Annotated in this window: 10 protein-coding genes; 9 read left to right on the top strand and 1 reads right to left on the bottom strand. The window is 48.0% G+C overall.

The features are described 5' to 3' along the window. Positions 1–51 precede the first annotated feature (51 nt). From dapG to HII30_RS10615, 6 genes are all read left to right on the top strand, one after another. Positions 52–1,266, top strand: coding sequence for an aspartate kinase (gene dapG / locus HII30_RS10590; RefSeq protein WP_169505001.1), 1,215 nt, complete (start codon positions 52–54; stop codon positions 1,264–1,266). A gap of 44 nt (positions 1,267–1,310) precedes the next feature. Further along, positions 1,311–2,195, top strand: coding sequence for a 4-hydroxy-tetrahydrodipicolinate synthase (gene dapA / locus HII30_RS10595; RefSeq protein ID WP_169505002.1), 885 nt, complete (start codon positions 1,311–1,313; stop codon positions 2,193–2,195). Between the two features lie 253 nt (positions 2,196–2,448). After that, positions 2,449–4,128: a ribonuclease J gene (locus HII30_RS10600; protein ID WP_169505003.1), complete on the top strand. Its 1,680-nt coding sequence runs from the start codon at positions 2,449–2,451 to the stop codon at positions 4,126–4,128. Between the two features lie 127 nt (positions 4,129–4,255). Continuing rightward, entirely contained in the window at positions 4,256–5,050 is a 795-nt protein-coding gene (locus tag HII30_RS10605) for a ClpP family protease (RefSeq protein ID WP_425495990.1), read from the top strand. Continuing rightward, positions 5,047–5,283 (top strand): YlzJ-like family protein, encoded by a 237-nt coding sequence (locus HII30_RS10610; RefSeq protein ID WP_169505005.1) that lies wholly within the window; start codon positions 5,047–5,049, stop codon positions 5,281–5,283. Before HII30_RS10605 ends, HII30_RS10610 begins: the two co-directional genes overlap by 4 nt. A 54-nt stretch (positions 5,284–5,337) precedes the next feature. Further along, complete coding sequence (locus HII30_RS10615) at positions 5,338–7,992, top strand: FtsK/SpoIIIE family DNA translocase (protein WP_169505006.1); 2,655 nt, start codon at positions 5,338–5,340, stop codon at positions 7,990–7,992. 60 nt (positions 7,993–8,052) lie between these two features. On the opposite strand, the gene HII30_RS10620 is transcribed toward HII30_RS10615, so the two are convergent. After that, a complete protein-coding gene (locus HII30_RS10620; protein WP_169505007.1) occupies positions 8,053–8,916 on the bottom strand; it encodes a helix-turn-helix transcriptional regulator in 864 nt (287 codons plus the stop codon). Positions 8,917–9,044: 128 nt separating this feature from the next. On the opposite strand from HII30_RS10620, the gene uxaC reads away from it, so the two are divergent. Genes uxaC through HII30_RS10635 form a run of 3 tightly spaced genes read left to right on the top strand, consistent with a single transcriptional unit; the run spans position 9,045 to position 13,487 of the window. Continuing rightward, positions 9,045–10,484, top strand: a complete 1,440-nt coding sequence (gene uxaC, locus HII30_RS10625; RefSeq protein ID WP_169505008.1) for a glucuronate isomerase — start codon at positions 9,045–9,047, stop codon at positions 10,482–10,484. Then, positions 10,474–11,976: a tagaturonate reductase gene (locus HII30_RS10630; protein WP_169505009.1), complete on the top strand. Its 1,503-nt coding sequence runs from the start codon at positions 10,474–10,476 to the stop codon at positions 11,974–11,976. Before uxaC ends, HII30_RS10630 begins: the two co-directional genes overlap by 11 nt. After that, positions 11,973–13,487: a UxaA family hydrolase gene (locus tag HII30_RS10635; RefSeq protein WP_169505010.1), complete on the top strand. Its 1,515-nt coding sequence runs from the start codon at positions 11,973–11,975 to the stop codon at positions 13,485–13,487. The genes HII30_RS10630 and HII30_RS10635 overlap by 4 nt, the downstream gene beginning before the upstream one ends.

Below are 13,487 nucleotides of genomic sequence, written 5' to 3' on the forward strand. Positions count from 1 at the left end.
CCGCTCGGCGCCTAGTTTGAGTCTTTCGGTCCCTCATACGGAGGAGATCGCATGCGCATCTTGGTTCAAAAATTCGGAGGGACTTCGCTCTCGACACCTGACTCAAAATCTAGAGTGATTCGGCATATCCGCCGGGAACTGCAGCAGCAGTTTCGACTTGTCGTCGTCGTGTCTGCTATGGGACGGCACGGTGATCCTTATGCGACGGATACGCTGCTGGATCTGGCACTGCAGTATGGAGCTGCACTGCCTGCAAGGGAGAAAGATCTGCTCTTATGCTGCGGTGAAATCATTTCGGCTGCTGTGCTGTGCAGTTATTTATGCGCTGAAGGCATTGCTGCGACTGTGCTTACCGGGCCTCAGGCCGGTTTCATTACGGACAGCCATTACGGCAATGCCAGAATCCTGACCGTAAAGGCCGAACGCATCCGTAAAGAGCTCGAAAGCTCAGAGGTTGTTATTGTGACCGGATTCCAGGGTCAGACAGAATCAGGTGAATTTACTACACTGGGGCGTGGCGGCAGCGATACATCAGCTACAGCACTTGGCGCAGCGCTCCGGGCAGAGATGGTGGATATCTATACAGATGTAAACGGGATATTAACAGCAGATCCCCGGATCGTCGAGGATGCGAGACCGTTAAGTTATGTAAGTTATCATGAGATTTGTAATATGGCACAGCAGGGCGCCAAGGTGATTCATCCCAGAGCGGTTGAAATTGCGATGCAGTCCCAGATCCCGCTTCGTGTCCGCTCCACATTTACGGATGGAGAAGGGACGCTGGTGACGCAGCCGGACACGTTCAAAGATGCACCAGCAGGGATTGTAGACCGTTACGTCACCGGTGTGACTTATATGGATCAAATCACTCAAATCGCGGTAGCGTGTAACGCTCAGGATGGCATACAGCTGAAAGTATTTAAAAGCATGGCTGATCATGATATCAGCGTCGATTTTATCAGTGTAACTCCTGGAAGAGTGCTCTATACGGTGTTTGATCAGGATTCTGAAAAAGCTGTCAAGGCTTTGGAGAGCCTTGGGCTGACACCGCAAATGACTAAAGGATGTGCAAAGGTTTCAATTATTGGAGGAGGCATAAACGGCGTCCCAGGTATTATGTCGAAGATTGTAGAAGCTTTGAGTCAACACGAGATTCCGATTTTGCAATCCGCCGATTCCAATACAACGATCTGGCTGCTGGTCAGAAATGAGGATATGGCTCAAGCTCTTCGTTCACTGCACAGCAAATTTGAGCTTCACCGGTAATCGTGTCATAACGTTTTGCCGGAAACAAGCAAGGAGGAAACATAGTGGATTTCGGAAGATTAATAACCGCCATGGTCACACCGTTTGATACAGAAGGAAACATCCATTGGGATGAGACCGCTAGACTGATTGACCATCTGATTGAAGATCAGCTGTCCGACAGCCTTGTTATTGCCGGGACAACGGGAGAATCCCCCACGTTAACGGAAGAGGAGAAGCTGGAACTGTTCGCTTTCTCAGTGAAACAGGCTGCCGGCCGCTGCAAAATTATTGCAGGAACCGGAAGCAACAACACACGTCACTCTGTCGAACTGACTCAAAAAGCGCAGCAAGCTGGCGTTGATGGTATTTTGCTTGTCGCTCCGTACTATAACAAACCGAGCCAGGAAGGCTTGTATCAGCATTTCAAGCAGATCGCTGAAAGCACCACGCTGCCTGTGATGCTTTATAACGTCCCAGGACGGACAGGAATCAGCATCAGCGCTGCAACCACACTCCGCCTGGCAGAGCTGCGTAATGTAACTGCGACGAAAGAATGTGCGTCGATAGACCAGGTAACTGCTATTGCAGCAGCTGCGCCTTCAGATTTTGTCGTATACTCTGGTGATGATTCTGCAGCCCTGCCGGCGCTTGCCGTCGGTGCTTACGGGATTGTCAGTGTAGCCAGCCATATCATCGGCAAAGACATGAAAGACATGATTGAAGCATATCTGGAAGGACGAGTAGCAGAGGCTGCATCATTGCATCAAAAATGCTATCCAATTTTCAAAGGACTGTTCGAATGTCCTGAACCGCTGCCTAATCCTTCGGCTGTAAAATTCGCTTTGGAAGAAAAAGGGTTTAAATTGGGTTCTGTGCGGCTTCCACTGCTTTCTCCAAACGAAAAAGAGGTCCAATTTATCCGTCAGATGCTGAGCGCTCATGAATAAAATTGAAAGCTGATCATGGTCACCAGACCGTCACTCTGAAATTATCAGAATGGCGGTTTTTTTAGGTTCAAAAAGGATCCGTTGAATTGATATAAGAAGTGAAGAGCGGGGTATCCTAAGCATCAGAGAGCGGATGACTTGTGTTTCACGTTTTTTTTCATGTATAATGGGTTCAAGTGACTGGGTGCGGTATATTTTAGAAAATTAATATAACATTGGTCGACGTCCAAAACCATAGGAGGGTTAGATTCATTTGTCAAAAAAAACTAGCAGTGATAAACTATCGATTTTTGCCCTGGGCGGCGTCGGTGAAATAGGGAAAAATATGTATGTCGTTCAATATGGCAGCGACATCGTGGTCGTTGATGCGGGATTGAAATTCCCCGAAGAGGACATGCTCGGTATTGATATTGTAATTCCTGATATTTCCTATTTAACAGAGAATCGTGACAAGGTGAGAGGCATCGTGCTGACTCACGGTCATGAGGATCACATCGGCGGCCTGCCATACGTGTTGAAACATTTGAATGTGCCAGTGTACGGAACCAAGCTGACATTGGGTCTTGTGGAGAACAAGCTCAAGGAAGCGAATCTGCTCGGTGAGACAAAACGAATTCTTATTCATGCAGATTCGGAGATCAAGCTGGGCGAAACACTGTCGGCCACATTCTTCAGAACAAACCACAGCATACCCGATTCGGTCGGTGTCTGCATCGAAACACCGGAAGGCAGTGTCGTGCATACCGGTGACTTTAAATTTGACCATACTCCGGTCAACGATCAGTATGCGGATTTGCAGCGTATGGCTGAAATCGGAAGCAAGGGCGTTCTGGCTCTGCTTTCCGACAGTACGAATGCGGAGAAACCAGGTTTTACTCCTTCGGAAAAGAATGTCGGAGTGGTTCTTGAAGATATTTTCCGTAAAGCAGAACAGCGTGTTGTTGTCGCTACTTTCGCTTCCAACGTGCACCGGATCCAGCAAGTGTTGAATGCGGCGGAATCTACAGGCCGTAAAGTGACCGTTATCGGACGAAGTATGGTCAATGTTGTAGCCATCGCCTCTGAGCTGGGATATCTTCATGTACCGGACGGCATGCTGATCGAACCGGAAGAAGTGAACCGTATGTCTGCGGATCGTGTTGTCGTGTTATGCACAGGAAGTCAGGGCGAACCGATGTCTGCCTTGACTCGTATGGCGCGTTCGACGCACCGTAAAGTGGACATCCTTCCAGGTGATACGGTCATCATCGCCGCTACGCCGGTTCCCGGTAATGAGAAATACATTGGCCGAACGATTGATGAGCTTTTCCGCTTGGGAGCAGATGTCATTTACAGCGGCTCGAATTCCGGTGTTCATGTATCCGGTCACGGCAGTCAGGAAGAATTAAAACTGATGCTGAACTTGATGAAACCTCAGTTCTTCCTCCCGATTCACGGTGAATACCGGATGCAGCGCAGACATGCACTTCTTGCTGAATCGGTGGGCGTAGAGCCTGATAATATTTTCATTACAGATCTTGGAGAAGTGGTGGAAATTCAAGGCGGCTCTGCACGGAAGGCTGGCAAAGTAACAGCTGGCAACGTCCTGATCGATGGACTTGGTGTAGGCGATGTCGGAAATATTGTTCTGAGAGACCGCAAGCTGTTGTCTCAGGACGGAATCCTGGTCGTTGTGGTTACTCTGAGCAAACAGAACGGTTCGATTGTATCGGGACCTGATATTATTTCCAGAGGTTTTGTCTATGTACGTGAATCTGAAGGACTGCTTGAAGAGAGCAACCGGATTGTATCCAGTACACTGCAGAAGCTGATGAGCGAGAATGTGAATGAGTGGGCATCCCTGAAAACCAGTGTTAAAGATGCATTGGGACGCTTCCTGTATGAACAGACACGCCGCAGACCGATGATTCTTCCAATTATTATGGAAGTTTAAGATCGTTATCAATAGAACAGAATAAGAAATAAGGCACACAGTCGCCCTTTTTCGCCTGGAACGTTGGACGGTTCTTGCGAAAAAGGGCTTTTTTGTATGCTTTTTAACCTTCGTTTGTGGACTTCGGATGATCTATGGCCTGATTTGCCATACTAGCAATAGCAAGCATACGACAGAGGAAGGCTGGTCATCAAATATGAGAATGAATCATGAACATAATCCGGACGAAGAACTTAGAAAACCATCGACGCTTGAAGCCGTCCAGCAGCTGGGTCAAACGGGTGTAGCTTCCGGGGGAGAGTCTGATATTTTTTGCATGACTATTATCGGACAAATCGAAGGGCACACTGTACTGCCGCCGCAGAACAAAACGACCAAGTACGAGCATATGATTCCTCAGCTCGTGGCGGCCGAGCAGAATCCGAAAATTCAAGGGCTGCTGATTATATTGAATACGGTAGGCGGGGATGTGGAGGCAGGGCTGGCGATTGCAGAAATGATTGCTTCTCTGACCAAACCGACGGTTACGGTGGTCATTGGCGGCGGACACAGCATTGGTGTACCGATCGCTGTTGCTGCGAATTATTCATTCATCGCAAGCAGTGCGACCATGACGATCCATCCGATCCGCATGAGCGGTTTGGTCATCGGTGTGCCGCAGACGTTTGAGTATATGGAGAAAATGCAGGAACGTGTCGTTCGTTTTGTAACCGATCATTCCAGAATCTCGGATCAGCAGTTTAAAGATCTGATGTTTAAAACCGGGGAGCTAAACCGGGACATCGGTACATCCGTTTCCGGAGCAGACGCGGTCAAGTACGGTCTAATGGACGAAGTTGGGGGAATTGGCCAGGCACTTGCACGTCTGAACGGGATGATCGGAGACCGGAAAAGCCTGGATGCAGGAGGACTGACTCAATGACACTGTATACGATAATGCCGTATGAAGATATTTTTCCGGGTGAAGGAAACATACAGCAAATCCCTCAAATCGCAGAAGTGACAATTAACGGGATTCTCATGGAAGTGGAGTTACTGAGCGAACATCAGGCCCGGATTCACCGGTTACTTACCTGTAATCTGGAGGACTACCTTAACCCGGCTTATATGCCTGGCAGCCTGGTTTCTTTTGTCCCGGTTATTTTACAAAATTAAGGCTGAAGTCCCCGAAACAGAACATAGGTACGCTACCGTATTGTGTGCTATAATATGGCTTCGGGGGTGACATTTTTGGCTAAACGCAAAAAAAAGAAAAGGGCCGTATTTGCCTCGGTCCTTAAATATGAAATTTATGGAATTATATTGATGACACTCTCGGTAATTGCCTTGTCCGGCGAGGCTCCGGTGGGGCGTTCCCTGTCCAAAATGTCGGGATACGTCCTGGGCAAATATTATTTTGTCATTCCCTTGATAGGTATCTACTACGGATTGATGGTCATGATACACCGAAAGTGGCCGAAGGTATGGAACAGCCGGCGTACCGGTGTATTGTTATTGGTTCTGGCATTGACCCTAATGAGCACCATCAGCGGAATGGAGCCCAAGCTGGCACCGATCGGCCAATTAAATTCAAGTAATGTTCTGACCCAGATACATAGTGATTTGCAAGGTGAACTTTTGCACGGAGAAGTGGATGATACACACCCGGTCATGGGCAAGGACATAAGCGGAGGATATACAGGGGCGCTTCAGCTATCTCTGCTGCTCTTGTTTTTTGGAAGTGTCGGGGCACGTCTTATTATGATTGTTATGCTGATTATCAGTTTTATGCTCATAACCAACCTGTCTTACGTGGATCTGATGCGCATGCTGCGTACCCGTGTCGTTAAAGCAGGAGGACAGCTGCAGAAGAAAATGCAGACCCGTCAGTCCGTCAAGGCTTCTTCACTACGGAAGAAAACGTCAAGATTACCGGAATATGAAGATGAAGATGATGATCTTGAAGATGCAGAGCAGACGCCTGCTTCGTCCAAAACGGTCTTTTTTCAGCTGTTTGGAGGCAAGTCAAGCCAGAATAAGAAGAATAGTATCCCTGAAGATCCTGGTTATGATGATGAAACACCCGTATTGTACGGAGATATCCAGGAAGTGCTGGATCAGCGATATGAAGCTGGAGAAGAAACGGTTCCTGCTCAGGAGCCGAATGTTCCAGCTCCGATTATCCGTGATTTTTTTGAACAGGTGAAGTATGAGGAGTCGATTGAAGAAGAGGGGGGATTTGCCAAGGAGGATGGTGAGTATCCTTTAGATAACGATAATCACACTTCAGAGGAACCCCTCTCGGCACTGTCTGATACTCCGGGAACACCGGAAGATAACCTGAATGCAGTCCCTCTTGGAGCAGAAGATGATCTGGAGGCGGCAGCGCAAAGTAGTGGGAAAGAAGACGAACAGCTGCAGAATGAAGCTACGCCAGCAGCACCGCCTGCTCCACCGCCTAAGCCGTATAAGCTGCCTCCGTTCCGTTTGCTGTCTAAACCGGTAAACAGCGGCAAACCTGGAGACCAGAACGATTACAAGCAGACGGCGCGTAAGCTTGAAGCAACGATGGAGAGCTTCGGAGTCCGGGCCAAGGTACTTGAAGTGGTAAGAGGACCGTCTGTAACCCGGTATGAGATTCAGCCCGATATCGGTGTCAAGGTCAGTCGTATCGTCGGTCTTACCGATGATATTGCGCTGGCTCTTGCCGCCAAGGATATCCGGATGGAAGCTCCGATTCCTGGAAAATCTGCAATTGGCATTGAGGTGCCTAACCATGAGGTATCCATTGTAACAATGCGGGAGGTTATGGAAACCTCAATGTTTCAGGATGCACAGTCCAAGCTGTCCATCGCTTTCGGACGAGATATATCCGGTCAGAGTATCGTAGGTAATCTGGCCAGAATGCCCCATCTGCTTGTGGCTGGTGCCACCGGTTCAGGTAAATCGGTCTGCATCAATGGCATCATCACGAGTATTTTGTACAAAGCGAAACCGGATGAAGTCAAGTTTTTGATGGTTGACCCTAAAATGGTCGAGCTCAATGTATATAACGGGATCCCTCATTTGATGGCTCCTGTCGTTACAGATCCGAAACGAGCATCGCTCGCCTTGAAAAAAATCGTGGTCGAGATGGAAAAACGCTATGAGCTATTCTCCAAGTCGGGCACACGCAACATTGAGGGCTACAACACGCTTATGCAGGAAAATCCGGCTGCTGTACTGCCGTACATCGTCGTCATTGTGGATGAGCTTGCCGATCTGATGATGGTTGCCGCTAATGATGTGGAGGAAGCCATTACCCGGCTTGCCCAGATGGCACGTGCCGCGGGCATTCATCTGATCATTGCAACCCAGCGTCCTTCCGTGGATGTCATTACAGGGGTAATTAAAGCTAATATTCCATCCCGGATTGCGTTTGGCGTATCTTCCCAGGTCGATTCTCGAACCATTCTGGATATGGCAGGTGCCGAGAAGCTGCTGGGCCGGGGAGATATGCTGTTTATGCCGATGGGTGCTTCAAAACCGATCCGTGTCCAAGGTGCTTTTATGAGCGACCAGGAAGTTGAGAACATTGTCGGTTTCGTCCGAGACCAGGGGCAGGCAGAGTATGACGAATCCCTGGTTCCCGAGGTGGAGGAATCAGCGGGTGGTGATGACGAGATGCTGGATGAGTTGTATGACCAGGCCGTCACCATCATTCTGGAAGCCAAGCAGGCTTCTGTCTCTTTGCTTCAGCGGAGAATGCGTGTCGGATATACACGTGCAGCCAGATTGATTGATTCCATGGAGGCTAGAGGGGTTATTGGCCCTTACGAGGGCAGCAAGCCCCGTGAGGTACTGATGTCCATGGAACAGTACCAGCAGGGCAAGATCAGCTCATAAGGAATACACATTAAATAGAGACATGATGGTACCGGGGGTTATCCCGTGACATCCATGTCTCTATTTTGTTTCAGGCCACTGGTACAGTTTCCGGTACCTGCTTGCTGTCATATTCAGCGTCTTTTTAAACGTGCGGTCAAAGTGGGTCAAGCTTTCGAACCCCGTGACTGCCGCGATATCAATGATTTTCATCCTGGTTTCTGTAAGCAGGCGCTGCGCTTCACGGATCCGGGTCAGATTTACATAGGAGATGATCGTAAATCCCGTAATTTCTTTAAATATATGACTTAAATAATACGGACTGATATAAAAATGTTGAGATAGAAGATCCAGCGTTATTTTTTCCGAATAGTGCTGGTGAATGTATTTGACAATATCAGTTACTTTGTGATGCAGTGGATTATCCGGATATGCCATTTGTGACTGAGAATGCTGTTTGAAACGTCGCGTAAGCAGCAGCAGTTCGCTAAGTAGGAGCTGTATGTAAGATTCAAATTCTTCTTTTTGTGCTGTGATCTCCTGGGACATCTTGCTTAAAATTTGCATAACTTGTGCCTGCTCCGCGGGCTGCAGCGGGATAATCGGTTGTCCATCTCCAAACATGCCTTGAATAAGATGGCTGGAATGAGGTCCGGGAAAAGCATCGCTGAAATTAATTACGACTCGTTCATGTTCAGAACTTCCGCTGATAATGCTTTTATGAATGTCCAGTTTATTGATAAGAACCAGATTGCCCGGAGATATCAAATACAGTTTTTCTTTAATGAAATAATGCCTTTCACCGGAAATCAGGTAATAAATTTCGTAGGTGCTGTGGTAATGGTTGTTTCGTTCAAAAGGTTCGACACGGTGAATATGATCGAAATAAAATGCGGATTCTTCCTCGCCATAAGTGACGAAAGGCGTATCGGATTTGGCAGGCATAGTATCCCTCATTTCTTATGAACTAAGAGCAAGATATGTACTATTATACAGAAAATGAGCAATAAAAGGAAAGATATTCGACGAATGATGCTTTATGATGAAACAAATGACAGAATGGCGGTGAAGATATGAAACCTTTTATGGATGATGATTTTTTATTGAACAGCGAAACTGCAAAAACCTTATATCATGAACATGCCGAGACGATGCCGATTATCGATTACCATTGTCACCTGAGTCCGGAGATGATCCGGAAAGATCACCGGTTTCAAAATCTGACGGAAGCCTGGATTAATGGCGATCATTATAAATGGCGCGCTATGCGTGCTAACGGAATAGATGAATCATACATTACAGGCGGCGAAGGTGTCAGTGATTATGATCGTTTTCTGGCCTGGGCACGGACCGTACCGATGACAGTTGGTAATCCGCTGTACCATTGGTCTCATTTGGAACTGCGGCGCCTGTTCGGTATTAACGACATTATCAATGAACAGAATGCGGATAAGATCTGGCATGCTGCGAACGAAAGGCTGAAAGAAAAAGACTTTACGACTCGTGGCTTGATCCGGTCCAGCCATGTGAAAGTCGTTTGCACCACAGATGACCCTGCGGATTCTTTGGAAGACCACATTGCGCTGGCACAAGAAGACGGCGTCGGTTTTCAAATGCTGCCTTCCTTCCGTCCGGATAAGGCGCTGGAAATCAACCGTAGTACATTTCTGCCTTGGATTGAACGGATGGGCAAAGTGATTGGCTCAGGTATTAGCAGCTACGATGATCTGCTTCAAGCCCTGCAGCAGCGAGTAGAGTTTTTTCACTCCGTCGGCGGCAGAGTATCCGACCATGCGCTGGACTATGTTCCTTATCATAAAGCGACCAAAGAAGAAGCAGGCGAAATATTCCTGAAAGCGCTTCAGGGCAGATCCGTTTCTTTTGAGGAAGAACAGCAGTACAAAACGTACACCCTGCTTTACCTGGGACGCTTATATGCTGAAAAAGGCTGGGCGATGCAGTTCCATATGAATGCAAGCCGAAATAATAACTCACTGATGATGAACAGGCTTGGACCGGATACAGGGTTTGACAGCATTGGCGACAACCCGGTTGCTGCTCCGCTGGTATCTTTGCTCGATGAACTGGACCAGCATCAGGCACTTCCCAAAACCATTCTCTACTCTCTGAATCCGAATGATAACGATATTCTGGCTGCGATGATCGGCAGTTTTCAGGGCGGGGGAATCCCGGGGAAAATTCAGTTCGGATCTGCATGGTGGTTCAATGACACAAAAGACGGCATGATCGCGCAGATGAGCCGGCTTGGCAACATGGGGCTGCTTAGCCGTTTTGTAGGTATGCTGACCGACTCCCGAAGCTTCCTGTCCTACACGCGGCATGAATACTTCCGCAGAATTCTTTGTAACATGCTCGGAGAATGGGTAGAGCAGGGGGAAGCACCGTCCGATATGGAATGGCTGGGCGGCATTGTAAAGGATATTTGTTACGGAAACGCGGAGCGGTACTTTGAGTTCGGTGTGCGTAAGGAGAAGGCTGCCCATGGTCAATAAGCAGGAAAACAACACGCTGTCCATCGGAATGCTGGATAGCAAGCAAACAGCAGAAACCGAGAAAATTAGACAACGTCCGATAAAGATTCTTCAGTTTGGAGAAGGGAATTTCTTGCGGGGCTTCGTGGACTGGATGATCCAGAAATCTGCGGATCAGGGTTTATATGACGGTACAGTCGTAGTTACTCAACCGAGGCCCTCCGGCCGCAAAAAGCTGGAACAGCTTGCGCAGCAGGACGGTTTATATACGCTATTAACACGCGGAATTCATGGCGGCTCAACCGTGGAAGATCAGGAATTGATTTCTGTTATTAGCAGAACTATTGATCCTTATGAAGAGTGGGAGAGCTATTTGTCCCTGGCTGATGAACCTCAACTGGACGTCATTTTGTCCAATACAACAGAAGCGGGACTGAGCTATACATTTACCGAATATCAACCAGATCAGCCGATGCTTTCTTATCCTGCCAAGCTGACACTGCTGCTGTACCGCAGATTCAAGACATTTAACGGAGCGGCTGACAAAGGTTTAATGCTGCTTCCTTGCGAACTGCTCGAGCGTAACGGAGATTCGCTGAGAGACATTGTTCTTACCCATGCCAAGGACTGGAAACTGGAAGAAAGCTTTTCGGAATGGCTTCAGCACCACAATCTCTTTTTAAATTCGCTGGTTGACCGGATTGTAACCGGTTATCCTTCAGATGCAGAAGAATGGGCTCAAAAACTCGGATATAAAGACAGTATGCTGAACACAGCAGAGCCTTATCACTTGTGGGTGATTGAAGGCAGTCCGGAACTGGATCAACGGCTTCCGCTTCAAAGCGCCGGCCTGAATGTTCATTGGGTGGATGACTTGAAACCTTATCAGCTTCGCAAGGTACGCATTTTGAATGGAACTCATACCTTGATGGCTTCTATTGGCCTGGTACATGGCTCCCGGTTCGTGAGAGAAACAGCAGAACATCCTGAATTAGGACAGAAAGCTCGTTTAGCGATGCGGAAGGAGCTTGTACCCTCGGTACCGCTTCCGCTGGATGAAATGAATACGTATGCCGATGAAGTGTGGGAAAGGTTTCTGAATCCGTTCGTTGAACATCGGTTAGGGGATATTTGCCTCAACAGCATATCCAAGTTCAAAGTGAGACTTCTGCCATCTTTGAAATCTTATGTAGAAATTTTCGGCAAGCTGCCTGCTGTACTGACTGAATCACTGGCCTGTCTTATCTATCTCTACGATACTTCGGAGCAGAACGGCGAATGGATCGGAAGAACGCTTCAAAGTTCACAGGTGGTTATCCGTGATGAAGCAGCAGCGGTCAATTATATCAATGACACCTGGCTGAGATTGAAGAACGGCAGTATAAACAGAATGGAATTTACGGAAAGCATCTTAAGTAATGAAGCACTATGGGGCGAAAATCTTAATAACATAGCGGGATTATGTGAGGCAGTATGCACACATCTGGAAGAATTGGAGTTGAAGGCATTATGAACGAAACCATCATCCTTCACCCTGGTGACAGCGTCGCTGTCGCCCTGCATCCTATGGCTGCCGGCAGTTCTGCTGAATATATGGTGAATGGAAAAAATCATGCACTGGAAGTATTAGATGAAACACCTAAAGGTCATAAAATTGCGATCAGGTTCATTGCATCCGGTGAGCCGGTGATGAAGTTTGGTTATCCGATTGGGGTAGCCACCTGCGACATCCCTGCAGGGACGTGGGTGCACTCCCATAATCTAAAAACCGGTTTGGGCGAAGTGCTTGAATACGAATATCAACCGGTGGAGGTACAGCAGGTGCCCGCTCCTACTCAAGGAGTGGAGTCCTTATACTTTGAAGGTTATCAGCGTGAAAATGGCGAGGTCGGCATCCGGAATGAAATCTGGATTTTGAACACAGTAGGCTGTATTAACAAGTCCTGTGAGCTTCTGGCCAAATTGGCCCATGAACAGTTTAGCGGAAGCGGGATTGACGGCGTGTATCATTTTGCCCATCCGTATGGATGTTCCCAACTCGGCGATGATCTGGTCTTCACACAGAAGCTGCTGGCTTCTCTGGCCCATCACGGCAATGCGGCAGGCATTCTTGTCGTGGGTCTGGGATGTGAGAATAACCAAATCGAGTCTTTCCGTGAGCTTCTCGGAGATTTGGATCCTGAGCGGGTTCGGTATCTGAAATCCCAGGATGTTGAGAATGAAATTGATGAAGGTATGGAGCTGATTGCTGAGCTTGCAGCATATGGTTCAAGGTACCAGAGAGAAAAGATTCCTTTCTCAAAGCTCAAAATCGGATTGAAATGCGGCGGTTCGGATGGATTGTCAGGCATTACTGCAAACCCGCTGGCAGGCCGCATCGCGGATACGATTACCGGACAAGGCGGCACTGCTCTCATGACGGAAGTTCCCGAAATGTTCGGAGCAGAGACGATCTTTATGAATCGGGCAGTGAACGAAACACTGTTTCATCAGGTCTGTGATCTCGTGAATGATTTTAAACAGTATTTTGTGAACCATGGCCAGCCTATTTATGAGAACCCTTCACCGGGCAATAAAGATGGTGGAATCACGACACTGGAAGAGAAATCATTAGGCTGTACACAAAAGGGAGGACAGGCAGCGGTTACCGGTGTGCTTCAATATGGTCAGCGCTCTACCGTGCAGGGACTGAATCTGATTCAGGGTCCCGGCAATGATCTGGTCTCCGTCACGGCTTTGGCTGCATCCGGTGCCCATCTGGTGCTGTTTACTACCGGCCGTGGAACTCCTTTTGGAGGTCCAGTCCCTACCGTTAAAATCTCGACCAATTCGGAGCTGGCACGCCGCAAAAAACATTGGATTGATTTTAATGCAGGGGCTCTTCTGGAGGGAAACAGCATGGATGATCTGCACCAGGAGCTGGTGAATTATATCATTGATTTGTCTTCGGGAACACGAAAAACAGCGAATGAACGTAACGGATTCCGGGAAATCGCCATCTTTAAAGACGGGGTTACGCTGTAA

The sequence above is a fragment of the Paenibacillus lemnae genome, from assembly GCF_012933385.1.
In the GTDB taxonomy this organism is placed as follows: Bacteria; Bacillota; Bacilli; order Paenibacillales; family Paenibacillaceae; genus Paenibacillus_AQ; species Paenibacillus_AQ lemnae.

Bases quoted from the DNA above. Each gene is read 5' to 3' on its own strand.
- HII30_RS10615 (WP_169505006.1), top strand. From the start codon at position 5,338: ATGGCTTCGGGGGTGACATTTTTGGCTAAACGCAAAAAAAAGAAAAGG.
- HII30_RS10635 (WP_169505010.1), top strand. From the start codon at position 11,973: ATGAACGAAACCATCATCCTTCACCCTGGTGACAGCGTCGCTGTCGCC.
- HII30_RS10605 (WP_425495990.1), top strand. From the start codon at position 4,256: ATGATCTATGGCCTGATTTGCCATACTAGCAATAGCAAGCATACGACA.
- dapG (WP_169505001.1), top strand. From the start codon at position 52: ATGCGCATCTTGGTTCAAAAATTCGGAGGGACTTCGCTCTCGACACCT.
- HII30_RS10610 (WP_169505005.1), top strand. From the start codon at position 5,047: ATGACACTGTATACGATAATGCCGTATGAAGATATTTTTCCGGGTGAA.
- uxaC (WP_169505008.1), top strand. From the start codon at position 9,045: ATGAAACCTTTTATGGATGATGATTTTTTATTGAACAGCGAAACTGCA.
- HII30_RS10630 (WP_169505009.1), top strand. From the start codon at position 10,474: ATGGTCAATAAGCAGGAAAACAACACGCTGTCCATCGGAATGCTGGAT.
- HII30_RS10620 (WP_169505007.1), bottom strand. From the start codon at position 8,916: ATGCCTGCCAAATCCGATACGCCTTTCGTCACTTATGGCGAGGAAGAA.